Annotated in this window: 26 protein-coding genes and 3 tRNA genes; 14 read left to right on the top strand and 15 right to left on the bottom strand. The window is 43.0% G+C overall.

Translation table 11 applies throughout. The annotated features are described in order from the left end of the window. Positions 1–52: 52 nt before the first annotated feature. Entirely contained in the window at positions 53–892 is an 840-nt protein-coding gene (locus tag K7A41_RS22855; RefSeq protein ID WP_265715722.1) for a prephenate dehydrogenase, read from the bottom strand. Between the two features lie 32 nt (positions 893–924). Continuing rightward, a complete protein-coding gene (locus K7A41_RS22860; protein WP_265715723.1) occupies positions 925–2,085 on the bottom strand; it encodes a pyridoxal phosphate-dependent aminotransferase in 1,161 nt (386 codons plus the stop codon). A gap of 192 nt (positions 2,086–2,277) precedes the next feature. Here K7A41_RS22860 and K7A41_RS22865 point away from each other — a divergent pair, with 192 nt between their 5' ends. The 4 genes from K7A41_RS22865 (at position 2,278) to K7A41_RS22880 (ending at position 6,790) form a co-directional block, all read left to right on the top strand. Further along, complete coding sequence (locus K7A41_RS22865; RefSeq protein ID WP_265715724.1) at positions 2,278–4,101, top strand: ABC transporter ATP-binding protein; 1,824 nt, start codon at positions 2,278–2,280, stop codon at positions 4,099–4,101. 123 nt (positions 4,102–4,224) lie between these two features. After that, positions 4,225–5,424: an aminofutalosine synthase MqnE gene (gene mqnE, locus K7A41_RS22870; protein WP_265715725.1), complete on the top strand. Its 1,200-nt coding sequence runs from the start codon at positions 4,225–4,227 to the stop codon at positions 5,422–5,424. Between the two features lie 15 nt (positions 5,425–5,439). Continuing rightward, positions 5,440–6,066 carry a histidine phosphatase family protein gene (locus K7A41_RS22875; RefSeq protein WP_028068571.1) on the top strand — a complete coding sequence of 209 codons (627 nt, stop codon included), beginning with the start codon at positions 5,440–5,442 and terminating at the stop codon, positions 6,064–6,066. Further along, positions 6,059–6,790: a menaquinone biosynthetic enzyme MqnA/MqnD family protein gene (locus K7A41_RS22880; protein WP_265715726.1), complete on the top strand. Its 732-nt coding sequence runs from the start codon at positions 6,059–6,061 to the stop codon at positions 6,788–6,790. Before K7A41_RS22875 ends, K7A41_RS22880 begins: the two co-directional genes overlap by 8 nt. A 112-nt stretch (positions 6,791–6,902) precedes the next feature. On the opposite strand, the gene K7A41_RS22885 is transcribed toward K7A41_RS22880, so the two are convergent. The 6 genes from K7A41_RS22885 to K7A41_RS22910 form a co-directional block, all read right to left on the bottom strand. Then, a complete protein-coding gene (locus K7A41_RS22885; RefSeq protein WP_416221956.1) occupies positions 6,903–8,156 on the bottom strand; it encodes a DEAD/DEAH box helicase in 1,254 nt (417 codons plus the stop codon). A 157-nt stretch (positions 8,157–8,313) separates the two neighbouring features. After that, the gene (gene asnA, locus K7A41_RS22890; RefSeq protein ID WP_028068568.1) at positions 8,314–9,321 is read right to left on the bottom strand and encodes an aspartate--ammonia ligase; all 1,008 of its coding nucleotides are present in this window, start codon (positions 9,319–9,321) and stop codon (positions 8,314–8,316) included. 276 nt (positions 9,322–9,597) lie between these two features. Further along, positions 9,598–9,924 (bottom strand): HesB/IscA family protein, encoded by a 327-nt coding sequence (locus tag K7A41_RS22895; RefSeq protein ID WP_028068567.1) that lies wholly within the window; start codon positions 9,922–9,924, stop codon positions 9,598–9,600. A 79-nt stretch (positions 9,925–10,003) separates the two neighbouring features. Next, on the bottom strand, positions 10,004–11,182 hold the full coding sequence (locus tag K7A41_RS22900) for a cysteine desulfurase family protein (RefSeq protein ID WP_265715728.1): 1,179 nt from the start codon (positions 11,180–11,182) through the stop codon (positions 10,004–10,006). 26 nt (positions 11,183–11,208) lie between these two features. Then, positions 11,209–11,634, bottom strand: coding sequence for a DUF983 domain-containing protein (locus K7A41_RS22905; protein WP_265715729.1), 426 nt, complete (start codon positions 11,632–11,634; stop codon positions 11,209–11,211). Between the two features lie 2 nt (positions 11,635–11,636). After that, positions 11,637–12,503, bottom strand: a complete 867-nt coding sequence (locus K7A41_RS22910; RefSeq protein ID WP_028068564.1) for an AraC family transcriptional regulator — start codon at positions 12,501–12,503, stop codon at positions 11,637–11,639. A gap of 146 nt (positions 12,504–12,649) precedes the next feature. Here K7A41_RS22910 and K7A41_RS22915 point away from each other — a divergent pair, with 146 nt between their 5' ends. After that, entirely contained in the window at positions 12,650–13,516 is an 867-nt protein-coding gene (locus K7A41_RS22915) for a mechanosensitive ion channel family protein (RefSeq protein WP_265715730.1), read from the top strand. Here the strand turns inward: K7A41_RS22915 and K7A41_RS22920 are convergent. The 6 genes from K7A41_RS22920 to K7A41_RS22945 all read right to left on the bottom strand — a co-directional run bounded on the left by K7A41_RS22920 (position 13,513) and on the right by K7A41_RS22945 (position 18,916). Next, positions 13,513–13,665 carry a hypothetical protein gene (locus K7A41_RS22920; RefSeq protein ID WP_265715731.1) on the bottom strand — a complete coding sequence of 51 codons (153 nt, stop codon included), beginning with the start codon at positions 13,663–13,665 and terminating at the stop codon, positions 13,513–13,515. The genes K7A41_RS22915 and K7A41_RS22920 overlap by 4 nt on opposite strands. Further along, entirely contained in the window at positions 13,662–14,636 is a 975-nt protein-coding gene (locus tag K7A41_RS22925) for a 2-hydroxyacid dehydrogenase (protein ID WP_028068562.1), read from the bottom strand. The genes K7A41_RS22920 and K7A41_RS22925 overlap by 4 nt, the downstream gene beginning before the upstream one ends. 144 nt (positions 14,637–14,780) lie before the next feature. Next, positions 14,781–16,220, bottom strand: a complete 1,440-nt coding sequence (locus K7A41_RS22930) for a serine hydrolase domain-containing protein (protein WP_265715732.1) — start codon at positions 16,218–16,220, stop codon at positions 14,781–14,783. A 31-nt stretch (positions 16,221–16,251) separates the two neighbouring features. After that, positions 16,252–16,992 (bottom strand): LytR/AlgR family response regulator transcription factor, encoded by a 741-nt coding sequence (locus K7A41_RS22935; protein ID WP_265715733.1) that lies wholly within the window; start codon positions 16,990–16,992, stop codon positions 16,252–16,254. Beyond that, positions 16,985–18,031, bottom strand: coding sequence for a sensor histidine kinase (locus K7A41_RS22940; RefSeq protein ID WP_265715734.1), 1,047 nt, complete (start codon positions 18,029–18,031; stop codon positions 16,985–16,987). Before K7A41_RS22940 ends, K7A41_RS22935 begins: the two co-directional genes overlap by 8 nt. A gap of 3 nt (positions 18,032–18,034) precedes the next feature. Next, entirely contained in the window at positions 18,035–18,916 is an 882-nt protein-coding gene (locus K7A41_RS22945) for a LiaF transmembrane domain-containing protein (protein WP_265715735.1), read from the bottom strand. A 263-nt stretch (positions 18,917–19,179) separates the two neighbouring features. Between K7A41_RS22945 and K7A41_RS22950 the strand changes: the two genes are divergently transcribed. Beyond that, positions 19,180–19,515 (top strand): DUF3276 family protein, encoded by a 336-nt coding sequence (locus K7A41_RS22950; RefSeq protein ID WP_028068558.1) that lies wholly within the window; start codon positions 19,180–19,182, stop codon positions 19,513–19,515. Positions 19,516–19,625: 110 nt separating this feature from the next. Here the strand turns inward: K7A41_RS22950 and K7A41_RS22955 are convergent, their stop codons facing one another. Continuing rightward, positions 19,626–20,456: an alpha/beta fold hydrolase gene (locus K7A41_RS22955; protein ID WP_028068557.1), complete on the bottom strand. Its 831-nt coding sequence runs from the start codon at positions 20,454–20,456 to the stop codon at positions 19,626–19,628. A 187-nt stretch (positions 20,457–20,643) separates the two neighbouring features. On the opposite strand from K7A41_RS22955, the gene K7A41_RS22960 reads away from it, so the two are divergent. The 8 genes from K7A41_RS22960 (at position 20,644) to carA (ending at position 25,047) form a co-directional block, all read left to right on the top strand. Continuing rightward, a tRNA-Arg gene (locus K7A41_RS22960) sits at positions 20,644–20,717 on the top strand. Between the two features lie 32 nt (positions 20,718–20,749). Beyond that, positions 20,750–20,823 (top strand) — tRNA-Arg (locus tag K7A41_RS22965). Positions 20,824–20,981: 158 nt separating this feature from the next. After that, positions 20,982–21,055: transfer RNA gene (locus tag K7A41_RS22970), tRNA-Arg, on the top strand. A gap of 74 nt (positions 21,056–21,129) precedes the next feature. After that, on the top strand, positions 21,130–21,699 hold the full coding sequence (locus K7A41_RS22975; protein ID WP_028068556.1) for an adenylate kinase: 570 nt from the start codon (positions 21,130–21,132) through the stop codon (positions 21,697–21,699). A gap of 35 nt (positions 21,700–21,734) precedes the next feature. Then, entirely contained in the window at positions 21,735–22,733 is a 999-nt protein-coding gene (obgE, locus tag K7A41_RS22980) for a GTPase ObgE (protein WP_265715736.1), read from the top strand. Between the two features lie 317 nt (positions 22,734–23,050). Beyond that, a complete protein-coding gene (locus tag K7A41_RS22985; protein WP_028068554.1) occupies positions 23,051–23,407 on the top strand; it encodes a TM2 domain-containing protein in 357 nt (118 codons plus the stop codon). Beyond that, a complete protein-coding gene (locus K7A41_RS22990) occupies positions 23,408–23,698 on the top strand; it encodes a DUF2752 domain-containing protein (RefSeq protein WP_037532168.1) in 291 nt (96 codons plus the stop codon). Positions 23,699–23,946: 248 nt separating this feature from the next. Next, the gene (carA, locus tag K7A41_RS22995; protein WP_265715737.1) at positions 23,947–25,047 is read left to right on the top strand and encodes a glutamine-hydrolyzing carbamoyl-phosphate synthase small subunit; all 1,101 of its coding nucleotides are present in this window, start codon (positions 23,947–23,949) and stop codon (positions 25,045–25,047) included. The last annotated feature ends 123 nt before the right edge of the window (positions 25,048–25,170 follow it).

A 25,170-nucleotide genomic window follows, 5' to 3' on the forward strand; every position in this document is an offset into this window, starting at 1 on the left:
TTGATTGATTTTGCAGATGTAGTTCGGTAAGATAAGTGGCCTTCGCCTGCCTTTATTTGATTATGCGTTTGATCTTGTTTGAACGTTTAATCAGCTTGTGTAATCTATCGTAATCTTCATTGGCAATAGCGTCGTGCAGTGATTGCAGCTGCTTGATATGCTCTTCCAGTACTTCAAGCACGTTTTCGCGGTTCTGTTTGAAAATAGGCGTCCACATGTCGGGGGAGCTCTTGGCGAGTCGTACCGTTGATTCAAATCCCGAGCCCGCTAATTCAAATATGCGTCCTTGTGACTTCTCTTTCTCCAAAACCGTTAACGCCAAGGCGAACGAAGTCAGGTGGGAAATATGCGAAACATAGGCCGTATGTACATCGTGCTCATCTGCATTCATAAAGCAGGTGCGCATCTCCAATTGGTCCGTTATGGCATCGGCAATCTCGAAAGCGTCCTCATCTGTTCGGAAGGCTTCTACATAAACCATCATTTTCCCTTTGAATAAGCCTGCAATAGCAGCTTCCGGACCTGAATATTCCGTACCGGCCATAGGGTGCGCAGCGATGTAGCGCCCCCTGTTCGGATGGTTGGTAATTTTGTTCAATATGTTGGTTTTGGTTGACCCCATATCAATGATGACCTGATCAGTGACCTGATCCAGGATAAATGGTACGACCTGTAGAATAGCATCTACCGGAATGGTCAATATCAATACCTTACAGGTTTTTATGGCATCCTCCAGACTAGCGGCTTCGTCAATAAAGCCGATCTGCTTGGCTTTATCAAGATTTTTCTCGCTCTTATCCACACCAACGATTTTGCTGCAGAATTTTGTTTCTTTTAAACGTATGGCAACTGAGCCGCCAATTAAGCCTACACCTACGATGGCTATATTCATTTTATGGAATGATTAATGTTGAAAAAATAAGCTTAAAAGCTATTCTTGATACGCTGGATTGATTCCTCCAATGTGTCAACGGTTGCGCAAAGGCTGATCCGGATATAGCTGTTTCCTTTGTCTCCAAATATACCTCCGGGCGTAATGAATACGCGAGCGCGGCTTAATACAATATCGCTGAGGGCATAGCCATCGGTATATGTTTCCGGCACCCTTGCCCAGACAAATAAGCCAACTTGGTTTTTTTCATAGCTGCAATCCAATAGATCCATGATTTCATAAATCTTATGACGCCGCTCACCGTAAACTTTATTTAGATCCCGGTACCAGGACTCCTCGAGCTGTAAGGCTTTTGCAGCTGCTAGCTGTACAGGTAAAAACATGCCGGAATCCATGTTGCTCTTAAAACGCAGAACTTCGTTGATACGTTCCTCGGCGCCCACCAATAAGCCTATACGCCAACCGGCCATATTGGAAGACTTGCTTAATGAATTTAATTCAATTGCCACTTCTTTCGCCCCCGGAACGCTCATAATGCTACGCGGTGTGTCCGTCAGTATAAAACTGTAAGGGTTGTCGTGGCAGATAAGGATATGGTGCTCCTTGGCAAACGCGATCAGTTCGTTGTAAAACTCATCAGAGGCAGATGCACCCGTCGGCATATGCGGATAATTGATCCACATGAGCTTTACCCGTGACAGGTCTTTCTTGCGAAGTTCTTCCAAGTCGATAAGCCAGTTGTTTTCGGGAGTAAGATCGTAGGTAACCGCTTCTGCACCGCTCAGCCGAACAGCAGCGGCATAAGCCGGATAGCCCGGATTTGGGATCAAAGCTTGATCACCCTCCTGAAGATAGGTCATGCAAATATGGACAATGCCTTCCTTTGACCCGATAAGCGGTAGTATTTCGGTATTCGGATGAAAGGTAGCACCATAGTAACGTTGATACCAAGCTGCGGCAGCTTCCCGCAGGGCAGGAGCCCCTTTATAATTTTGATAGCCATGTACATGCGGGTATTCAGCATTCGTGTTCAACGTCTTGATCACTTCCGGATGAGGAGGCAAATCAGGACTGCCGATCCCAAGGTTGATTACGCGTAACCCCTGCTTATTCAGTTCATCTATTTCCCGTAGTTTTTTTGAAAAATAGTATTCCTCGGTATGCTGTAATCTTTTAGCAACGTTTATTTGCATTTTGTATTTTAATAAATTGGATGTTTGTTGGGGCTAAATTAGGGAATTATCTATAAAAAGGAGAGTTTTTTATCGATTTTTCAAGAGACGCGCTACTTTAACATGTATCACCGCCGTGCAACAATTTTATTGTATCTAAATGCATGGGCGCTTTTCTTGATTAATTTGTTATTTTTGTTCAATTCAAAATAAATGAAAACATATTTTAGGCTCTTATCATTTGCTAAACCCATAGAAAAATTTGCAATCCCTTACGTGATCTGCACGTTGATCACAGTTGTGTTTAGCACCTTAAATTTAGCGTTACTTGCTCCATTGCTCCAGACACTGTTTCATACCGGTGAAACTACTGAAACGGTTACAAAACCACAAAATTTCATGGATATATTGGACTGGTTTAATTATTACGCCAGCGTGGCCAACGAGCAATTCGGTGCGTATGGAGCACTAAAATACGTTTGTATTGTAATTGTAATTTCGGTTTTTATCAGCAACATGTTCCGCTATTTCTGCCAGCGGATCATGGAAAATTTTCGCATCCATACCTTGCTAAAGTTACGTAGAGCCGTCTTTGACAATGTGATGGACCTTCATGTCGGCTACTTTACGGGGCAGCGTAAGGGAGATATTGTCTCCAAAGTTGCATCTGATGTTCAGGTGGTACAGTACTCGGTAACGGGTACTTTACAGGTGGTTTTTAAAGAACCTCTACAGCTAGTCGCCTATATTGTGATGCTCTTTGTTATTTCTGCCAAATTGACTTTTTTCTCCTTGTTGGTGATCCCAGTGTCCGCGTTTTTCATCGCGCGCATCGTAAAAAATCTAAAAAGTCAGGCCCGCTCAGCGCAGGAGTCCTACGGCAACATGATCTCCTATTTGGATGAGGCGCTCTCCGGAATTAAAATTATCAAGGCATTTAACGCGGTATCCTTTATCAAAAATAGGTTCCACAACGAAAATGAACGTTACGCAAATATCGGCCGCGCAATGGCGAAACGACAGCAATTGAGTTCTCCTGTTTCCGAACTATTGGGGGTTATTATGGTTGCAGTCATTCTGCTGTACGGCGGACATTTAGTACTATCCGGTGATCAAAACCTGAACGCGTCCGATTTTATAGCCTATATCGCGATTTTCTCCCAGGTTATGCGTCCCGCTAAAGCACTGACGGATGCATTTAGTGGTATACATAACGGTCTGGCTGCCGGTGAACGTGTGCTCGAGCTGATTGATGAGAGAAGTGCAGTTACGGACAAACCAAATGCGAGGTCTGTCGAAACTTTTGCGCGGGAGATTGCCTTTAAACAGGTGGATTTTGGATATACCAAGGATAAAAAAGTGCTCCAAGGGATTGATCTCACGATAGAAAAAGGAAAAATTGTGGCGTTGGTGGGCCCCTCAGGAGGCGGAAAATCGACGCTGGTGGATTTAATCCCCAGGTTTATGGATGTTACTGGTGGGCAGATTCTTTTTGATGGTATAGATCTGCGGGATCTTGATCAGGACTCGCTGCGAAATATGATCGGAGTGGTCAATCAGGAGTCCATCCTATTTAACGATACGATCTACAACAATATCGCGTTCGCAAACCAGCAGGCGAGCCAGGATGAAGTGGAAGCGGCGGCAAAAATTGCGAATGCCCATGAGTTTATTCTAAAGACCGAAAAAGGGTATCAGACAAATATTGGTGACCGGGGAGGTAAATTGTCCGGTGGCCAGCGGCAACGGATCTGTATTGCCCGTGCTGTTTTGAAAAACCCGCCAATTATGTTGCTCGATGAAGCCACCTCTGCACTGGATACAGAATCCGAAAAGTTGGTACAGGATTCACTGTATAAACTCATGGACAATAGGACGACGGTCGTCATCGCACATCGGCTGAGCACTATTCAGAATGCGGATAAAATTGTTGTGATTGAAGGCGGTAAGATTGTAGAGACTGGAAGTCATAGTGAACTGCTGCAACACGATGGCCTCTATCGAAAGCTGATTGAGATGCAGCAGTTTACCGATTAACTCCCCGTTGTATTATAAGGCAAAGAACTGGGGTAATGGTTCGTAAAATGAGTGTTATGACATTTTTTATTATAACATTTGTCGCCTTTTCGGTACATTTGTTTGAGATAGGAGATACATGTAATGAACGCAACAGATAAATTGAATTTCTTGATCAACGATAAGAATTTAGCGGGTGAATTAAGAAATATAGCAGAAAAAGTTTTGCGAGAAGAGCGTATCACTTTTGAAGAAGGAGTTCTTTTATACGAAAAAGGAGAATTGGGCTATCTTGGTGTCCTTGCCAACTATATCCGTGAAAAACGTCATGGAGACCGTACGTTTTTTAATCGCAATTTTCATATTGAGCCCACCAACGTATGTGTTTATGACTGTAAATTCTGTTCGTATTCCAGGCTGATCAAACAGCGGGCTGAAGGCTGGGAGATGGACGTTGACGGGATGATGGATATCGTCAAGAAATACGATCATGAACCCGTGACGGAAGTGCATATTACGGGCGGTGTCGTGCCTAAGCAAAACCTCGAGTTCTACGCCGATTTTTTTAGAAGATGTAAGGCACATCGCCCCGAGTTACATATCAAGGGGCTGACGCCGGTAGAATACTATTATATCTTCAAAAAAGCAAAATTAAGTCATTACGAAGGGTTGAAATACCTGCAGTCCTGTGGGCTCGATTCCATGCCCGGCGGTGGCGCGGAAATCTTCCATCCCGAAATTAGGGAGCAGATCGCGCATGACAAATGTACTGCCGAACAATGGCTTGACATTCACGAACAGGCGCACCGTCTTGGAATGCATACCAATGCGACCATGTTATATGGCCATATTGAGCAATTCTGGCATCGAGTAGACCATATGGAACGTCTGAGACAGCTACAGGACAAGACAGGCGGATTTCAGACATTCATTCCGTTGAAATTTAGGAATAAAGAAAATCAAATGTCTCATATTCCGGAAGTATCGGTTGTTGAGGATCTCAGAAATTATGCTATTGCCCGAATCTATATGGATAACTTTGACCATATTAAGGCTTATTGGGCAATGATCTCAAGAGATACAGCACAGTTGTCTCTGGCTTTTGGTGTGGACGATATTGACGGGACACTGGACGATACGACCAAGATCTATAGCATGGCGGGGGCAGAGGAGCAGAAGCCGGGTATGACGACACAGGAGGTGGTGGAACTCATAAAAAATGTGGGACGCCATCCGATCGAACGGGATACTTTATATAATGTGGTGACTGATTATCAAGATTATGTCTTCGATAACAGCCCACAAAAGAAAAGCTATTATGCACTTCCTGTGGTGAATCCTTAAATTAGATACCTTATTTTGAAAAAGACATTTTATTTTATACGGCACGGACAGACGGATTTAAATCTGAGAGGGATTGTACAGGGAAGAGGAGTTAACTCGCCATTAAATGAAACGGGTTTGGCTCAGGCGCAGGCATTCTTCGAACGTTATCGTTCGGTGCCTTTTGATAAAATATATACATCAACCTTATTGCGTACGCATCAGACGGTGCAAGGCTTTATTGATATGAATCTACCCTGGGAGCAATTGGTGGGCCTGGACGAAATCAGTTGGGGAATCTATGAAGGCAAAGAGCAGACTCCCGAACTATTGGCTGGTTTTGAGCAATTGGTTGCCGCATGGCGCAACGGAGAATTGGACGTCAGTATTGAAAATGGAGAGTCTCCGAACGAGTTGATGGCACGTCAGCAGATTGCATTGGACCATATGCTGGCTCGAAAAGATGAAAAAAATATCCTTGTCTGCATGCATGGACGCGCCTTGCGTATTATGCTCTGTCTGATGACCGGTATTGATGCCCGTTATATGGATGATTTTCCACATACAAATACTGCTTTGTATAAACTGCTGTATGAGAATGGCCGTTTTGAGATTATCGACCATTACAATATAGCGCACTTAGAAGCATTAATGAATGAATAAAATTAGAGTTTCAGCCGTATCTTACACAAATACTTATCCATTTTTAAATGGAATACGTAAATCAGAGGTCATGGATCAGATTGATCTGAGCGTTGATTATCCAAGTGCATGTGCACAAAAAGTCATAGACGATGAAGCGGATATCGGTATTATTCCTACCGCTGCATTGTTGAGTCTACCAGAATATTATATCAATACGGATTTTTGTATAGGTACCGAAGGAGCGGTGGATTCCGTATTTATCTTTTCTATCAAACCGATTGAGGAGGTGAATACCTTGAAGCTTGATAAGCAGTCCCGTACGTCAAATGGTTTGGCGCGTGTATTACTCAAAAATTATTGGAAAAAGGATGTTAGGTTGATTACGGATGATGCCGAAACAGCAGACGCCTATGTGCTGATAGGTGACCGTACCTTTGGAAAGAAAAATTCTGTTCCTTTTGTTTATGATTTAGGTCAGGAATGGTTCAATTTTACAGGCTTGCCGTTTGCCTTCGCGCTTTGGGTGAGCAATAAGAGGTTACCGGATCGCTTCGTGCGGGATTTTAACGCCGCTCTGGCTTATGGTGTGGCACACGCGGCCGATGTAATTGTTGGGCTGCCCAAATTTGAAGGTTTTGATTATAACAAGTATCTTACTCAGCATCTCGACTTCCATTTGACAGATCGAAAACGGGAAGCTGTGAGACGGTATCTGGATTACTTAAAAGATCTACAACAGTAAAATAAATGGCAATTTGCAAACAGAGTGTTCAGCCTTATGTCCGGAAGTCCGAATATTTTCATGACTGGATACGCTATCGTGTGCCCGGTATGTTTCCGGGCGCATTGCCTTTCTAGGCGAGACCAATTTTTACTTTTCGGCCTTTGATTTTTTGGCCATTTGCTATTTTAATGATTGTTGTTGCCAGATCCCGTTTTACAGCCACATAGGCTGCCTTGTCTTTGATCTCGATAATGCCGATGTCCTCTTTTTCTACGCCTTCTAAATGGAGCAAAAAGCCGACGATGTCGATCTTATTGATCTTATCTTTTCGGCCTGCACTGATGTAAAGGGTGGCGAAAGGTGAATTTTCCGGAAGATCGTAATATTCGGGAAATTCTTCTTTGGCTGTTTCCGCCGGAATAAAGAGATATACTTCGTCAGGTTTGAGCATCACATACACTTCACCCTCTGCCTGCATGCGTGCCGTACGACCGTTACGGTGTATAAATGCATCTTCCTGCAAGGGCAGCTGGTAATGGATGATGACGTCAACTTGTGGAATGTCAAGTCCTCTAGCAGCGAGATCAGTCGTAATCAGTAAGTGATTGGAATGATTTCTGAATTTTAAAAGTGCTAACTCACGGTCCTGCTGTTCAAGCCCGCCATGGAAACTGTCATGGATAATATTTCTATTCGAAAGCAGTTGGCTGACGTGGTCTACCGCCTCACGATGATTGCAAAAAACGATCGTTTTTTTATTCCCGGTTTTACAGATAAGTTTGAGCAGCGCTTCGAGCTTCTTTTGTACGGGGGCCACGACCTTTTTTATCGTTATCTGGGGCATCTTTGCTCGATCACCTAGAAAATTCACAAGCACCGGAGACTGAATTTTTGTGAAGGCAGGAATGCTCTCCATGAAAGTTGCAGAGGTCATTATGCGCGATCGGACCGCTGGGAGCTGTCGAATGATAAAATCCATCTGCTGATGGAAACCCAATTCCAGTGATTTATCGTACTCGTCCAAAACCAAGGTGTGGATATGCCCGGCATCAAAATTTCTTTCTTCGAGATGATGTTTTATTCGGCCGGGTGTTCCGATAATTATTGCCGGAGCCTCCTTCAGTCTGTTTTTCTCAATACTGGTACTATGTCCTCCATATACACAGGTCACCTTATGACCGATCGCAATTTTTTTTAATACTTGTTCAATCTGCATGGCCAGCTCACGGCTGGGGACCATGACGAGCACTTCCACCTTACCCGCATGTCCAGCGAGCTGTCCAAGCAGCAACAATGAAAAGGCCAATGTCTTTCCTGATCCCGTAGGTGAAAGTAATATCAGATCCCTATCACTTTCATAAGATTCCAGAACGTCCTCTTGCATTTCATTCAAAGATGAAATGCCTAACCTGTTTAAGATCGCTTGTAGCTGCATGTACAAAAGTACAAATTAAAAACAAAAGGTAATCCTTGATGACAAAGATTACCTTTTGTTTATGAGGTACGGCTATGGATGTTAATAATTCCTCAAAAGTATTATTCTAGAGGATATCTATACCTTCCTGTCTAAGGGACTGCTTTTTGTCCTCTTCCCATATACTGACCTGTACCTCTCCGATATGTTTCTTTTTGAGCATAAACATACAGACCCTGGATTGTCCGATTCCACCGCCGATGGATTGGGGTAGCTCGTCGTTGAGCAGCATGGTATGGAACGTTAATTTTGATTTTTCAGTACAGTTTCTGATTTCCATCTGATGCGACAATGCCTTTTTATCAACCCGGATTCCCATCGAAGACAGTTCGAAGGCAGCATTTAAAACAGGATTCCAGACAAGAATGTCGCCATTTAGTCCATGGTAACCAGCCTCGTTTACCGTGCTCCAATCATCGTAATCAGCCGCGCGTCCATCGTGTGCCACACCATTGCTGAGTGCACCGCCGATACCATACAGGAAGACTGCCCCATACGCTTTGGTGATGGCGTTCTCACGTTCTTTGGCGCTCAGTTCCGGATATTTCTGCAGTAATTCTTCGGACGAAATAAAGGTAATATTCTCCGGTAGGATCGCTTGTAAATGTGGGTATCTCTTTTCCACTTCGGTTTCTGCAAATCGAAGCGATTGATATATTTCAAGTACCGTCTCCCTGAGAAAGGAGAGGTTGCGTTGTTCTTTTGCGATGACTTTTTCCCAGTCCCACTGATCTACATAGATGGAGTGTATCGGTGTGTAATCCTCGTCAGGACGAAGGGCTTTCATGTCAGTTATTATACCTTCTCCCGGTAGCATTTCAAGTTCTTTCAAACGTACACGTTTCCATTTTGCCAAGGAGTGGACCACTACCGCTTTTTTCTCATTTAGTGATTTGATCGGAAAGGAAACGGGCCGCTCAATGCCGTTTAAGTCATCGTTCAGTCCTGTGCCATCTAATACAACCAGTGGTGACGAAATGGGAATAAGATTTAGTCGTTTTTTTAATTCTTGGACAAATGTATCTTTAACGAAGCTGATAGCAACCTCGGTATTCAAAAGTTTTCTTCCCTCCATACGAGTCAATTGAATAGCTATATACGGAACAGGTATATAGCGTCATTCCTATTTTTAGTTATTTGATACAAAAATATGAAAATATCATTGGCTAGGGTATTTTGTTGTTATTTTTAATATTTATATATTAAAGTGTTGAAAAAATACAAATATTATAACAATAAGTAGCTGGGCTGGCGGTTAATTATAAAACTATCAATTTCGAAAGAGAAAATCTCAAGAAATAAAAAAAGAGCTCTGAAATGAGTCCATAGCTCTTTTTTTCATTAGTATGAATTAAACAGAAAAGCTTTCCCCGCAGGCACAGGTACGGCTGGCATTGGGGTTGTGGAACTCAAAACCTTTGCCCGTCAATCCATCGGAATAATCAAGTTCTGTCCCCGCTAAATAGAGAAAGGACTTGATATCTAAACATATCTTGACTCCTTTATCTTCGAAAAACTGGTCGCCTTTTTTTTCTTCGTTGTCGAAATTTAGCTTATAGCTCAAGCCTGAACAACCACCACTTTCCACAGCAACACGTACAAAATAACTGCTGTCATATTGCTCATTTTTCATGATTTCCTCGATGCGGTCTTTCGCTTTGTCTGTAACTGTAATCATAGCTCTGTCTTTGTGTAAAGCAAAGATACATACAATATGAATATGTTTTGCCTGTTGTAAGTTTTTAGAATGTCATAAATCAGCTTAGGAGTCCCGCCTGATGAAGCTGCCAGATAGGGGATTGTGCTCTTATCTTTTTTACAGCGGCTTTGATCAGCTCGGTACATTGGATAATTTCTTCCCGTGTTGTCAGTATACTGAGACTAAACCGGATAGCCGAAAGCGCATCCTCTTTGGACAGACCCATTGCCGTCAGTACATGTGACGGCTCCCTGGAGCCCGTTACGCAGGCTGCACCTGACGATAAAGCTAAATCTGGACAAGCGGTCATAATCTCGCTGGCGAGGATGTGCCTGAAACTGATATAACTAGTGGTGGGCAGGCGTGCTGCACAGCTGCCATGGATAATTATTTCCGGTATTTCGCCCAACGATGTTTCCAACAGATCCCGAAGATCACGGACACCGCTATAGATGTTGGGTGTAACGCTTGCCATCGCCTTGCCTAGTCCGACGATAGCGGGTACATTGTAGGTTCCCCCGCGGAAACTCTGCTCTTGACCGCCGCCCACGATCAATGGGGAGAGCTGTATGGGTTTGGATTTCCTGCGGATAAAAAGCGCGCCGATTCCTTTCGGACCATGAATTTTATGTGCGCTTAGGCACAACATATCAATGGGAGTCGACTGCAGGTCCAGGATGACCTTGCCGACGGCCTGAGTAGCGTCACAAAAAAATAGAATATCTTCTCGCTTGCAAATGGTAGCGATTTCATCGATAGGAGATAGGACGCCTGTTTCGTTGTTGGCAGCCATTAAACAGACCAATATGGTTTCTGGGGTAATGGCGGCTTGTAAGTCAGCTGTTGAGATCTGTCCTTGTGCGTCCACCGGAAGATAAGTAATCAGCGCTCCCTGCAGGGAGAGCTGATCACAGCAGCTCAACACAGCTTTGTGCTCGGTAACTGCGGTAATAATATGTTTTCCCTTAGATCGATATTTTTCAAAAACACCCCGTAGTACCGTATTGATACTTTCCGTGGAACCGGAATTGAAAAAGACCTCTTTTGTCGAACAGTGTAGCGCTGTGGCAACCTGAGTACGGGCTACTTCTACGGCAGCGTTAGCTTCCCTGCCCATCGGATGATAGATGCTGGAGGCATTTGCATAATTCTGGATGAAATAGGGATACATCTCGTTCCATACTTCATCCAGAATCCGGGTAGTGGCGTTGTTATCCAAATAGATGATATCCTTCATTAGCCTAAAGATAAGGATATTGATCTTTATGCAGAAGCCCTGACATCAACTTCTTTCTTTTTAACATTGGGATCATAGCGTAGACCGGGGGTAAGCCAATACATCAATATGATCCGTGAATACCGATAGTTGAAAGGTGACATCAGCACTACACTTAATATGGCCACCGTCGCGTATAGTACAAAAGATGAGTCATTACCAGTTATGATATAGGTTGCCATACAAGCTGCTACCATCTCTGCGATGGCAAAAGCATAGGTAACGTACATAGCACCGTAAAAATAGCCGGGTTCACGTTCGTATCGTAGACCGCAGTATTCGCAGTGTTTGTTCATTTTCTGTACTTTCAAACCATAGGCCGGACCTTTGTAAACATGACCGATACGGCATCTTGGGCATTTTGCCTGCCATGCAGCTTTGAATTCGGATAATTCCTGTTTTGCTTCTTTCATAGTTATAGTCGTTTTCTGAACTCTTCCGGTGTGAGTCCAGTGGATTTTTTAAAAAATTTTGTGAAATAGGAGTTGTCTTTAAACTGTAGTTCATCGGCAATCTCAGTAATATTTAAATTCTTATTGATCAGTAGCCGCTTGGCTTCAAGGATGATACGGCTTCGGATGATCTCGCCCGCGGACTGTCCTATATAAGACTTACAGATGGCGTTGAGATGATTGGGAGTGATAAACAACTGATCCGCATATACACTAGGTAACTTCGTGGACTTAAACTGCTGTTCGACCAGCTGCTGGAAACTATTGAAAATTTTATGGTTGTACGGATTACTGCCCTCTTTCTCTTCTTTTTCCGAACGCATGGCAATGTATAGCAAGAATTGTAATAACAAAGTCCGGATGTAGTCTTCGTTGAGATGATTTGATTTGGCAGTTAAAATTTGCTTAAGAATGTGTATTGCCTGCTCCCGGAATGACTCCTCCAACTCGAAAATCAGGTGCTCCATTTTGCCCTGTAAGAAGCTGAAGCGCTCCAGGTAATCTGTCCTTAGAAGAAAAGACTGAAAATAATCTGAAGCAAAATTGACAACAAAACCTTCTTCATCGCCTTGGAAGTTCCAGGTGTGAACTTGGCCGGGAGCCATAAAATAAAGCTGATAAGGCCGGATGGTATACTGGTTGAAATCAATGATGTGTTGTCCCGAGCCGGCCGTAAATAATACAAAGTGGTAGAAATTGTGTTTATGTGGAAACACCATATTGTCATGCTTGATGACATATTCTCCTAAATCATCAATATGTATAGTCGTCTTATTATTCAAGTCAAGACTACAGCTATCAATGATTGGAATGGTGCTTTTTTTATTCATATCACAAAGATACCTAGTTTTCCTTTTATTAAAGTGGTGGTAATAGCATGTTTTGTGGTATTTTTCAATGATTTGAAAATTTTGGAGGCGAAATTGTCAGCTTGGAACAATACTTGTTTCGAAAAACGATAAATAATTTGAATATTATGGAAAGTAATTTGGACAATCTGGAAACGAAAGTGGGCCGTCTAACGGATGTTGTGATCGATGCGATACCTGGTATCATCGGGGGTATTATACTTTTGATTATTGGTAAATACGTGATTAATTTGATCAACCGTCTGTTACATAAGCGTTTTGAAAAACGAAATGTTGATCCCTCGATCCGGGCCTTTATATCCAGTATTGTAAAAATCGTGATGTGGGTAATGCTTTTGCTGACTGTGGCGAGCCAGATCGGAATACAAACGACTTCTTTTATCGCGGCACTGTCTGCCTTTGGTCTGGCCGTGGGCATGGCACTTCAGGGAAGCCTTAGTAATTTTGCAGGCGGAGTCCTGATCCTGATGTTCAGACCATTTGAGGTGGGGGACTATATATCCAGTGCCAATGGTACTTCCGGAACTGTCGAACGGATTGATATTTTGTACTCGACTTTGATCGGTGATGATGGTGTGCGGATCTTTAGCCCCAACGGACCACTGGCTAATTCGGTGATTAAAAATTATACGAAGATAGTGCAGCGGATGTTTGAATATACAGTTAGCATTTCTTACGATAAGAATGTTAAAGACGCAAAAGACATTATACTTAGGGTACTCCGGGCCAATGAAAATGTGCTGACAAGCCCCGAGCCCACGGTATTTGTGAAAGAGTTGGGGAACAGCTCGATTGTGCTGACCGTACGTGCCTGGACAAAGCGGGAACACTATTGGCCTGTGCGTAACTCCATGCAGGAAAAAATCATGCTGGAATTGGAACGGAACGACATCAGTGTGGCGCCCAATCCGACGCAGATCAGTATCGTTTCGAACGCAAGCGATCAAGGTCGGCCTGTAAAAACAGATAGTTAGCTGTCTCCTAAAGCACGGATAAGAACAAAGTACCGGTAGGCGATAATCGCCTGCTGGTACTTTTTTAATTTTATTGGATCTGTCTTCCCATATTTGGGAAGCAGGAATTTATTGACTCGGTTCAGGAATCGAAAAAAAAGCTGTTTCATATATACACTTCTGGATTGATGATCTGAGGCATTTGTTGACCTTTAATCGCTGCCAGCAAGTTGCTTGCTGCCATGAGGGCCATGTTATCTCTCGTTTCCACTGTTGCTGAACCGATATGAGGTAAAATGCATACATTTTCTAGCTGCAGTAGCGGGTTATCGGATTTCATAGGTTCGGGGTTAGTCACATCCAGCCCTGCGCCCCACAATAGTCCGCTATATAATGCATCCGCCAGATCCTTTTCATGAACTAATCCCCCGCGTGCCGTATTGATCAGGATCGCAGTGTTTTTCATCCGCCGGAAGGCATCCTGATTAAATCTGTTGGCCGTTTCGGCGGTGAGGGCCGCATGGATGGACAGTACATCACTCTGGGTAAGAAGGTCGTCAAAGTTAACGTAACGGGCGCCAAGCACCCGCTCCGCTTCATGGTTCCGTCCTCTATTATGATAAATTATCTCCATATTATAAGCCGCTCTTGCCTTTCGGGCCAATTCAAGGCCGATCCGGCCAAGACCATATATGCCCAATGTCTTGTTATTGAGCTCGACGCCAAGATGTGCTGTAGGGTCGAAACCTTTCCAGTCGCCTTGAAGAATCCGCTTGTGATGGAAAAAGGCTTTTCTGGAAACGGCTAATATCAGTAGAAAGGCAAGGTCTGCAGTAGCTCCCGATAATACACCCGGCGTGTTACTGACAGGAACTTTATACTGTGTGGCAGCAGAAAGATCAACATTGTCATAGCCTACGCTCATGAGGGAAAGAGCTCTGAGATTGGGACAGCTGGCGAAAAAATGGCTGTCGAATTTTTGCATTCCTCCATTCAGCACAAAGTCCGCTCGCTGGCATGCCTGTATCAGTGCCGTTTCCGATAGCGGTTCGGGCGAACTGTGTACCTCGACCTCATGTCCGGCAGCGGTTAATAAATCTATACCTTTTTGGGGAATTCGTTTTGTTATAAATATTTTCATTTGCATATACGTTACGTGGTCTGCTGTTCGTCGAGCGCCAATATTCGAAGCTTGAGCAAAATTGAACAGTTGGCGGTTTTTATGACAACAATAAAAGCCATATCATTGTTTGGATACGGCTTTCTACTCGAATGTATTTATGTTCTATTTGTGATGAAGCAAGTAGTCAAGTATGGCCGTTCCTGTGGTATCAACTGCATGTGCAGAGTTCGACAATACAACGACACCGCATTTTTTATCTGGCGATAATGCAAGGTAGGAACTGCTGCCCGCTGTACCGCCGTTGTGCCAGTAAAATGTAAGATCGTCCAATAAATTCATATGCCATGCCAGTCCGAGGTCCGTGTCCGGAGGAAGGAAAAATGTAAATAGTCTTGTGTTCGCCATGGCATTTTCCAATGTGGTTTGCGGCATCTTAAACTGCGCCTGGACAAATTTGAGCAGATCCTCAACTGTTGATTTTAGCCCACCGGCCGGAGCGAACGCGTCAAACGACCAGATCGGTACTTCCTGACCATCTTTGTTGTATACTTTAAAGGTATCTTTGTTTGCTGCATTTATTACTTGAAAGGTATTATTCATGCCCAATGGCGTGCATATTAGGTCCTTTACGAGCTGCTCATAAGATTTTTTATAGATTGTACTAACGATATCTCCCAGAACGGCATATCCCAAGTTGCTGTATTCATATTCCTCACCTGCGACTTTCGTGTTTTTGAAGCTAGATAAGTAGGTATAAAGCGCCTTTCGGTCGTAGCTTTTATAGGGGTCGCTGGCATTGAAATTTTTTACTTTTTCCAAGTTTTCAGGAAGTCGCGGCAACCCGGAGGTATGGTTGGCGAGCATTTTAAAAGTTATTTTCGCCACGTCCTCATTTTTTTTTAGCGAATCGGGTAGAAATAGAGAGATAGGCTGATCCAAGGTAACGATACCTTCTTCAACCAAATTGGAGAGGAGGATCGCGGTAAACACTTTGCTTAACGAACCGATTTCGTAGACGGTATTGGCAGTCGGCAAGCTGGAGCTGCCTTTGATGGTTTCTCCATAAAAATAGGTTTTCAATTGTCCCCCTGTCACGACACCAACGGCTAATGACTGTGTGTTTTGTTGCTGTAAGTAAGCATGTGCCACCGAGTCCACGAAAAAATTCTCCATTTGGCCCACTTTGGGAGCCACTACTGGTTCTTTTGGTTTTTCGACCGCAATCTCTTCTTGATCGACTTCCACCGGACTCCAGGTTAACCAGTTAAACTGAAGTGTTGAATCTGTAGCGAGCTTCAGGTCAAACGATCTGTCGTCAAAATCTACACGGTAAGTTGCGGTATCATTTTTAAAATCGGTAATAACCGAATTTTGTATCCGCCCCAAAGGATAGAGCTCCTGCAGCATCTGCGAAAATCTTGACTGACTGTATTGTTTTCTAAAAGAATCGCTGGCCAGATGGTAGGCAGAATCTGTTAGCTGTGAATTAATGAAAAATTCTAACCTGTTATAAATACCCTTGTTGATCTGTTCCGCAGGGTCTGTCTGTGCGAATGAACAAGATGTAATGCCTAGCAATATCGTTGTAAAAAAATGTTTCATAACTATCGATAGGCACAAATCTACGTAATGTTTAAATGCCAATCAATTGTTTTAACCGGGCATATCCCGATTTACTGATGTTAAGCTTCTCTCCGGATATCAACGCAGCGATATAGGAGTCTTTTTCATACGGTTCCAATTTGGCCAGCTGGTCTACCTTGATAATGTATGAACGATGAATGCGGACGAATTGATTGGGGTCCAGTGATTTTTCAAAAAATGACATCGTCTTGTTCTTTAGATACATCCCATCTTTTGTGTGGATCTTCACATAATCGTCGTATGATTCAAGGTATTTGACGGTATCAATAGGGATAATTTTTATCTGGGTGCCCGTTTTGACCACGATACGATCTATTTTTGTTTCATCCTGTGCCGACAGGACCTCATAATTAGGCTGTACTTTTTTTTCGGGGGCGGCGTAGCTAGATCTGAACTTCTCCAGCGCTTTTTTGAAACGGGCGGGGGAAACAGGTTTAAGGAGATAATCCAAGGCACTCTTTTCAAACGCTTTTAGAGCATATTCATCAAAAGCAGTGGTGAAGATAATTGCTGGTGGGTCGTCCACAAGCTCAAGCATTTCGAAGCCTGTCAGTTTGGGCATCTGGACATCCAGGAAAACTAGATCCGGCTCATGGGTCTGAATCGCTTTGACACCTTCAAAGCCGTCTCCGCATGCTGCTACAATGCTGATATCAGCTTCGCTTTTAAGGTAGCCCGCAATAATTGAGCGTGCCAATGGTTCATCATCGATAATAACGACTTTAATCATATTGAGGTATTTTTAGGGTACTGGTAAATATATTGTCCTGGACCTGCGTATCAAGCAGATCATTTCTTCCGTATAGCAGATATAAACGGCGCTGGATGCTAGAAAGGCCAAATCCGGTGCCTTTTTTTGGTTTTGATTGTTCTTCCACATCAAAAGGATTGCTGATCTGAATGAGGAGTTGTCCCTCGTTTGCCATGCACTTGATCTGGATGTCGACTTGATCGGTGACGTTATAAAGCCCATGTTTTATGGCGTTTTCTACCAGGGGCTGAATGATCATCGCGGGTAGTCTGTAGCTGAATATATCCTCCGCTGAAGATATGCTCGTGTTGAGACGGTGGCCAAAACGTACCTTTTCTATATCTAGGTAAAGTTGCAAATGATCGAGCTCTTCTTCCAGGGAAATGATCTGGTTATTTTCTTTCCTCAGCGTGCCTCGAAGGAAGTCCGAAAGCTGGAATGTCATGTTACGCGCTTCGTCCGGGTTGGACCCGATTAGCGCAATGATGGAGTTTAGGCTGTTGAACAAAAAGTGGGGTTGCAGCTGTTGGCGTAAATTGTATAACTCAGCTTCACGCAGCAGATTTTCGGACTCTTGCTTCCGCTTCATGTTATTAATATTGTCCTCCTGGATATTCCATACAATATTGATAATGGCGACAGAGGTTAAAATTAGGAAATTGACCAGCGCCCGATAAGGTAATGTCAAGTCCAGCAATGCGATGAAATTGGACTGGATCAGGTAACTCATCAAAAAACGGCTTAATAGGGTACTGATTGCTGCCATGACCAGACCAATAATCAGAACTTTCCATATTTCGCGGGGTTGCGGGGTATAGAAGTTTAGCGCTGACGACATACCATAGCAGCAGAACATCATCACCCCGCTATTGATCAGCGCGTCTTTAAATGCCAGTTGTGCGTCAAAGCCTGAGCGTAGCATGAGCAAATACTGCAACGCCAGATATCCGATAAATACGGATATGCAAATAATACCTATTAATCGACCTTTAATACTGAAAGAGAGTTTGGTTTTCATGTATTAAGCATTTTTGATCGTTAGGCTACCCAATATACAGGTACCCGTGATATAAATCTTTTTGTCCGCGTCGGGATTATATATCGTCTGAAATCGGCGATCATCGACCGAACCCAATATAGAAGCAACATTGCTGACGACTGTCCAGTGTGGAGGAATAATAATTCGTGCACTACCGAATAATTGAAAGGTATCAATGACAATAGGCTGCTGAATGTCGGCTTTGGTGAGGTCCAGCTCAATGCTGCCAAATACATTGGTCAGATTGCCGCCTCTGAATTGCTTCGAATAGATCACTTTCTTCTGTCCGGCAAAGATGCTGTTCAGGTTGAGGTTGTCCTCAAAAGATTGATGAAAGGAGCTATTGCTATTGCCGCCAAAAGCCTGCGCGTCGGGCGAGGCTTGTTGGCTGGATCCATATCGTTCATTAAAAGGCTTTGATTCAGAGGTGTCAGTTCTTGGCTCTGTAGCACCTTCATCCGGAATACGGACGCGCTTGTCCCAATCGTAATTGTCTTGAGGCGGATTCGGATAACTCGGCGGAATTACAGGTGGCTTCCGTTTGCTCATAATAAAATAAATCCCCAGAGAAATAATAATGATCGGGACCGTGACCGAACCAAAATCCGTCCGCATCATCCTCGAAATAAGGCTGGCTCCGCCGATGATGAGCAGGATGATAGCCGATTTTTTCTGAAATTGAGAGTTGATACCAATGACTAGGCCAATGATGATCAGGATCATCTGCCAGCCAAACAGCCAGCTCGGAAACCAGTCTCCTAAGTGAAGGTTATTCAATAATAAGAATATACCTATGATGATCACAATCGCTCCCACGATGTTGCGGCTGTTGTTGCTGTTCGGTATGATAGGTTCTTTTTCCATAATGTTTTACTATTTATGACTCAAAGATAGAGACACAAATAAACGGTACATATTCGCTTTAGGTAATACAACTTATATTTTCGGTAAATGTACTGATTTCGTCGGTAAAAAACTTTGTTGTTTAATTTTTATCCGGACAGGGCTGATCAAATCTATCAATTTTACGAGTTATTCTCTTTTTTTTTAATATTATTTGGTGGATTAAAATGAATTATTATATATTTATCAAAGATTAAGATTACTTTAAACTTAAATAACAACCAATGGGAGATTTTGAAAACAAAGAGCGTGAAGAGGTTTTTTCAAAAAAGGTGAGAGCAGGCAAGCGTACTTATTTTTTTGATGTAAAAGCAACTCGATCGAACGATTACTACATTACTATCACAGAAAGCAAGAAACGCTTTGAGGATGGCCAGTTTATTAAGCATAAGATTTTCTTATATAAAGAAGATTTTGAAAAGTTTGCTGAAGGTTTGACGGACGTAGTGAATTATATAAAGTCTAATCAGGAAGTAATCGAAAAACGTTATGAGCCTAATTTTGACGATGCGTTCGCTGAGGAAGCTGATGTTCGCTCAAAAGATGATTTTTCGTTCTAATCGGAAATGGAATGAAATATCAATGAAAAAAAGAAATTAAGCCACTGCCGTGGCTTTTTTTGAATGTATCGGTGCATCGCCTCCTTATATCTAGACTGCCGTTGGGGAGCTTACGGTAAGCTGCGGAGAAATTCATTCAATACAGCACTGAACTTTTCAGGTTCTTCGAGATTTGGTAGATGACCTGATTCTTCAAATTCCATGAAGCGTACGTCAGGAATGTTCTCAATGAGGACATTCGTCTGTTCTTCGCTCATCAGTTTGTCGTACTTCCCTTTGATAACCAATGTGGGGATAATAATCGTTCTGAGCGAATGCGTAGTGTCTGTCCTTGAGGCCAGCGCCAGTTGTGTAGAACAGATGCTGGCAAGCTCGTTTCTGCGGATACAGCTTTTGATCAATTCCACGGCCTCCGGGTTTTCCCGAATCGTTTTCTCATAAAATACGTTCTCCGTAAAACCGATTGCAAATGGTCTTCGCCCATATTTGAGTAATGCCTGAATGGAGTCAAAACGCTTTTGTTTGGCTTTGTTGTCATCAGCCAACGAGTTGGTGTCGCATAGAATAAGCCCTGAAAGCTGCTGTCCGATCAATTCGTATGCCCGCAGGGCAATATATCCCCCCATTGAAATGCCGCACAAGACCACATGATTCAGGTCGAGTTTTCGAATAAACTCCACCAGGTCTTTGGCAAACACGTCAACGGAAAAGAAACCATGACCGTTTGTGCTAAGTCCATGGCCTCTGACATCGATCGCAATCCCGGTATACTCTTCGTCGAGATCCAATAATTGTTGCTTCCAGGTATTTTTATTAAATGGGAAACCGTGGATAAAGAGAACGGTTCTCGGCGCGGGATAAGATTTGCTGGGGCGGATATAATAAGAGATACTGATGTCTCCGATGCGGATTTTACTAAGTTTTAATTCTCTTTTGCTCATGAATAATAACATTTGTCAGTGTCTGAAAAAAAAAGTTGATATTTTAAATATAATATTATCAGTGAGATAAACGAAATGTAGTTTCATAAAGTTTAAAAAAGAGAAAAAATGTTTGTTAAATCGATAAATATATCGATATTTGCATCACCAAAATCGGAACACATACAGGTTCATTTTTGGTTGCCCAGCGCTCATAGCTTAATTGGATAGAGCACCTGACTACGGATCAGGAGGTTAGGGGTTCGACTCCCTTTGAGCGCACAGTGACAGCTTTTTCTAGCTGCTTAACGAAGGCACTCCTAGCTCAATTGGATAGAGCATCTGACTACGGATCAGAAGGTTAGGGGTTCGACTCCCTTGGAGTGCACGACTGGAAGCCAATCGATAGGATTGGCTTTTTTAATAACAGAGGCGATAGCTGAATGGCCTGCCTCTTTTTGAAAAAAAATTTGTAAAAAAACGAATTCTGACTATATTTGCGTCACCAAAACAAATGGGACAGAGTTCTAAACGTAATGGTTTACTGCGCTCCTAGCTCAATTGGATAGAGCATCTGACTACGGATCAGAAGGTTAGGGGTTCGACTCCCTTGGAGCGCACAACTGAAAAGCCTAGTCATCATCTGTGATTAGGCTTTTATTTTTTAACTCGTTTTAATTTCTAAAATAAAACTATGCTAAACCTTGTAATATTTGGCCCTCCGGGTGCAGGTAAGGGAACCCAATCTGCAAAGCTTATTGAAAAATATCAATTGGTTCATATTTCAACAGGTGATATTTTTAGAGCACATATTAAAGGTCAGACGCCACTTGGTCAACAAGTGAGCCAGATTATTGCTGAGGGAAATTTAGTGCCAGATTCAATTACGATAGCAATGCTGGAAGAGGAAGTAAAAAAGAATCCCGATGCAAAAGGATTTATTTTTGACGGTTTTCCTCGTACTGTTGCTCAAGCTGAGGCATTGGATGCTTTTTTGGAAGGTATCAATACGTCAATTTCAGTCGTAATTGCGCTGGATGTAAATGAAGACGAATTGAAAGCACGTATCGCCAAACGCAGAGAGATCTCCGGCCGTTCGGATGACGACGCGGATAAATTGGTGAAACGCATAGATGAGTATTTTACGAAGACGATCCATGTGTTACCCTATTACGAAGCACAGGGTAAATTATCCAAAGTCAATGGTATTGGAGATATCGATACGATCTTCAAAAACCTGACCGATATCATCGATAATTATTAATTGGAAATCATATTTTTTAGACTGTAGATAGTGTAATGGCGCAAGGATCGAATTTCGTTGATTATGTGAAAGTGTGTTGTCGTTCGGGACATGGTGGGGCAGGTTCGGCTCATTTGCATCGTGACAAGCACACAGCTAAAGGTGGTCCAGATGGCGGTGACGGCGGTCGTGGCGGACATATTATCCTAAAAGGGACCAGTAATCTTTGGACCTTGCTTCACCTCAAATATCGTAAGCACATCATTGCATCCAATGGTGAGTCGGGAGGAAGTGCACTACGCACTGGCGCCACAGGGCAGGATGAGATTCTGGAAGTTCCTTTGGGTACCATTGCCAAAGATGCGGAAACAGGCGAGGTGTTATTTGATATCACCGAGGATGGCGAGACCAAAATTCTGGTGCCGGGTGGAAAAGGAGGACTGGGCAACTGGCATTTTAAATCGGCCACACAGCAAACTCCACGTTTTGCACAGCCCGGACTTCCGGGAAAAGAACAGTGGATTATCCTGGAGCTTAAAGTGCTCGCAGATGTCGGACTGGTGGGCTTCCCCAATGCAGGCAAATCTACCTTATTGTCTGTTGTATCGGCAGCCAAACCCGAAATTGCAAATTATCCTTTCACTACTTTAGTTCCCAATCTTGGTATGGTGAGTTATCGTGATAACCGTTCTTTTGTAATGGCGGATATCCCCGGAATCATCGAAGGGGCTTCGGAAGGCAGGGGACTGGGTTACCGATTTTTACGGCATATCGAACGGAACTCTGTACTGCTGTTTATGGTTCCGGCAGACACCGATCGTACCATAGCCGAAGAATATGATATTCTGCTCAACGAGCTGACAGCCTATAATCCTCAGCTGGCAGATAAACCCAAGTTATTGGCTATCACCAAGTCCGATATGCTCGACGATGAGCTGGAAAAAGAGATGGAGCAGCAGCTTCCCGATGGTGTACCGCACATCTTTATCTCTTCTGTGGCAGGCAAAAATATCCTACCGCTGAAAGATATGATCTGGAAGGCCATCAACGCCTGATGTAAATCTAGACTGACTCCAAAACAGAACGTTGTGATTTGAGAAATAGCGCTGATAGCGATGAAAAATATCGACGCTTCTTCTAGGGTACAAAGCAGACAGTTTCAGAAAAAAGGGATTTAACTATACGATCTAAGACGCTCTAAGTAGAGCGTCTTTTTGTTTGTTGCCAACTTTGTAGTGCTCACAGTGATGTGCCGGTTGTGACAACGTCACAGGGAAAGCCGTACGATCTTAAAATACCTTCTATGATATCGGAATATTGATTTCTTTTTTGTAATTTCATTCGCAAACTAAGAACTAATCAAATCTAAAAAATGAAAGCAGCAGACGAAAAATACTGTGTCGAATGTGGTCAGGCTATCAATGTCAGGGCCGAGGTGTGCCCCTTATGTGGTGTTAGACAGCCTGTTTTTTATGCCAATCAGCCTTTCCAGCAAAGGAGCAACGATCTCCAGGATGACCGCTGGTTGCCATCATTACTGTTTTGTTTTTTTCTGGGTGCATTTGGTGCGCATCGTTTCTATTTGGGGCAGATAGGCACAGCGATCCTACAACTGGTGACCTTAGGTGGTTGTGGAATCTGGTACATTGTCGATTTGATTATGATCATTGTTGGTAAATACAGAGATCGCGATGGGCAGTATATCAAAAGTCCGCTAAATAACAATTAAATGATTGGTCAACTCCTAAAATATTTACGTCAGCATTGGATTTATGGCGGTTTGGCGGCATATTTTGTGGTTTCGGTTGTGCTTCATATGTCCTTTGACATCCATATCCTTATTCCTTGTATCTGGAAGATGCTGAGTGGCTACAGCTGCCCAGGATGTGGGCTGACAACAGCTTTTATTGCAATGATTCAGCTAAAGTGGGCACAGGCATGGGCAGCGAATCCCCTGATATTTCTGTTGGTACCAGCAACAATCTTGTTGGTCGTGAGAGATTTTAAGCGATATACATAAGGAGAGGGAGATCTGTTTTAAAATTTTTAAAAAATGTTTTCACTTTTAAGGGATATGTCGTAACTTTGTCTCCCGTGAAAATTAAAGTAGAGTCTTTATTGGTAGGTGCCTTAGGAAACGGTTTGTCAATCGTGATAAGGTATTATTAATTGATATGTTAGCCCATTTGAGGGCTTTTTTTATATCCCATGAGGACACTTTAAGATTCAGGACAGAAGAGATACACATTTTATAATATTACATCGATAATGACCAACTACAGCAAATTGCCTGCAATTTTAGTTTTAGAAGATGGTACAGTTTATCACGGTAAAGCCGCTGGTAAAATAGGTACGACTACCGGAGAAATCTGTTTTAATACAGGGACCACCGGTTATCAGGAGATTTTTACGGATCCATCTTACTTTGGACAGATCATGGTAACGACCAATGCGCATATTGGTAACTATGGTATTGATGAGGAGGATACCGAATCGACTCAAATCCAGATTGCCGGATTAGTCTGCAAAAACTACAATATCAATTATAGCCGAAAAATGGCCGATGAGTCTATTCAGAGCTACTTTGAAGAGGAAAATTTAGTCGGTATTTCTGATGTGGATACACGTTCACTTGTGCGGCACATCCGCGATAAGGGAGCAATGAATGCGATCATCTCCTCTGAAACACTTGATGTCGAAGAGTTAAAAAATCAACTGGCAAAAGTTCCGTCAATGGACGGCTTGGAACTATCGTCAAAAGTCACTACTCCGGAGCCTTATTTTTTCGGAAACGAGAATGCTTCTTTGCGGGTAGCTGTATTAGACCTTGGGATTAAGAAAAATATTTTACGCAATTTTGAAGCGCGCGATGTGTATACGAAGGTATTTCCTGCGAAAACTACATTCGAAGAAATGGAAAAGTGGAATCCTGATGGTTATTTTATCTCCAACGGCCCTGGTGACCCTGCGCCGATGGACTATGCTGTCGAAACTGTAAAATCGATTCTGAAAGCGAATAAACCCATGTTCGGGATCTGTCTTGGGCATCAGATTTTAGCTTTGGCCAATGGCATCCGTACCAGCAAGTTGCACAATGGACACCGTGGTATCAATCATCCGGTTAAGAATATAATCGCCAACCGTTGCGAGATCACTTCGCAAAATCATGGTTTCGGTGTGGTGGCAGAAGATATTCAGAAGTCGGAAAATGTGGAGGTCACTCATATCAACCTGAACGATCAGTCGATTGAAGGAATTCGGATCAAAGGACAAAAAGCATTTTCGGTGCAGTACCACCCCGAGTCCTCTCCGGGTCCACATGATTCACGCTATCTGTTTGATGATTTCGTTGCAATGATCAAAAATTAATACAACATACGATATCCAAACCCTCCTTTTAACGGAGGGTTTTTTTGTGTTTTCCGGGTAAACAAATTATTCAAATTGGTCATATTTTATTCATATTAAATAGCGGAATAAATACATTTTTTG

Source organism: Sphingobacterium sp. InxBP1, from assembly GCF_026191775.1.
In the GTDB taxonomy this organism is placed as follows: domain Bacteria; phylum Bacteroidota; class Bacteroidia; order Sphingobacteriales; family Sphingobacteriaceae; genus Sphingobacterium; species Sphingobacterium thalpophilum.

Bases quoted from the DNA above. Each gene is read 5' to 3' on its own strand.
- K7A41_RS22950 (WP_028068558.1), top strand. From the start codon at position 19,180: ATGGGAGATTTTGAAAACAAAGAGCGTGAAGAGGTTTTTTCAAAAAAG.
- K7A41_RS22865 (WP_265715724.1), top strand. From the start codon at position 2,278: ATGAAAACATATTTTAGGCTCTTATCATTTGCTAAACCCATAGAAAAA.
- K7A41_RS22910 (WP_028068564.1), bottom strand. From the start codon at position 12,503: ATGAATAAAAAAAGCACCATTCCAATCATTGATAGCTGTAGTCTTGAC.
- mqnE (WP_265715725.1), top strand. From the start codon at position 4,225: ATGAACGCAACAGATAAATTGAATTTCTTGATCAACGATAAGAATTTA.
- K7A41_RS22925 (WP_028068562.1), bottom strand. From the start codon at position 14,636: ATGAAAATATTTATAACAAAACGAATTCCCCAAAAAGGTATAGATTTA.
- K7A41_RS22945 (WP_265715735.1), bottom strand. From the start codon at position 18,916: ATGGAAAAAGAACCTATCATACCGAACAGCAACAACAGCCGCAACATC.
- K7A41_RS22990 (WP_037532168.1), top strand. From the start codon at position 23,408: ATGATTGGTCAACTCCTAAAATATTTACGTCAGCATTGGATTTATGGC.
- K7A41_RS22955 (WP_028068557.1), bottom strand. From the start codon at position 20,456: ATGAGCAAAAGAGAATTAAAACTTAGTAAAATCCGCATCGGAGACATC.
- carA (WP_265715737.1), top strand. From the start codon at position 23,947: ATGACCAACTACAGCAAATTGCCTGCAATTTTAGTTTTAGAAGATGGT.
- K7A41_RS22860 (WP_265715723.1), bottom strand. From the start codon at position 2,085: ATGCAAATAAACGTTGCTAAAAGATTACAGCATACCGAGGAATACTAT.
- obgE (WP_265715736.1), top strand. From the start codon at position 21,735: ATGGCGCAAGGATCGAATTTCGTTGATTATGTGAAAGTGTGTTGTCGT.
- K7A41_RS22940 (WP_265715734.1), bottom strand. From the start codon at position 18,031: ATGAAAACCAAACTCTCTTTCAGTATTAAAGGTCGATTAATAGGTATT.
- K7A41_RS22985 (WP_028068554.1), top strand. From the start codon at position 23,051: ATGAAAGCAGCAGACGAAAAATACTGTGTCGAATGTGGTCAGGCTATC.
- K7A41_RS22920 (WP_265715731.1), bottom strand. From the start codon at position 13,665: ATGAAACAGCTTTTTTTTCGATTCCTGAACCGAGTCAATAAATTCCTG.
- K7A41_RS22935 (WP_265715733.1), bottom strand. From the start codon at position 16,992: ATGATTAAAGTCGTTATTATCGATGATGAACCATTGGCACGCTCAATT.
- K7A41_RS22905 (WP_265715729.1), bottom strand. From the start codon at position 11,634: ATGAAAGAAGCAAAACAGGAATTATCCGAATTCAAAGCTGCATGGCAG.
- K7A41_RS22895 (WP_028068567.1), bottom strand. From the start codon at position 9,924: ATGATTACAGTTACAGACAAAGCGAAAGACCGCATCGAGGAAATCATG.
- K7A41_RS22930 (WP_265715732.1), bottom strand. From the start codon at position 16,220: ATGAAACATTTTTTTACAACGATATTGCTAGGCATTACATCTTGTTCA.
- K7A41_RS22975 (WP_028068556.1), top strand. From the start codon at position 21,130: ATGCTAAACCTTGTAATATTTGGCCCTCCGGGTGCAGGTAAGGGAACC.
- K7A41_RS22900 (WP_265715728.1), bottom strand. From the start codon at position 11,182: ATGAAGGATATCATCTATTTGGATAACAACGCCACTACCCGGATTCTG.
- K7A41_RS22885 (WP_416221956.1), bottom strand. From the start codon at position 8,156: ATGCAAGAGGACGTTCTGGAATCTTATGAAAGTGATAGGGATCTGATA.
- asnA (WP_028068568.1), bottom strand. From the start codon at position 9,321: ATGGAGGGAAGAAAACTTTTGAATACCGAGGTTGCTATCAGCTTCGTT.
- K7A41_RS22915 (WP_265715730.1), top strand. From the start codon at position 12,650: ATGGAAAGTAATTTGGACAATCTGGAAACGAAAGTGGGCCGTCTAACG.
- K7A41_RS22880 (WP_265715726.1), top strand. From the start codon at position 6,059: ATGAATAAAATTAGAGTTTCAGCCGTATCTTACACAAATACTTATCCA.
- K7A41_RS22855 (WP_265715722.1), bottom strand. From the start codon at position 892: ATGAATATAGCCATCGTAGGTGTAGGCTTAATTGGCGGCTCAGTTGCC.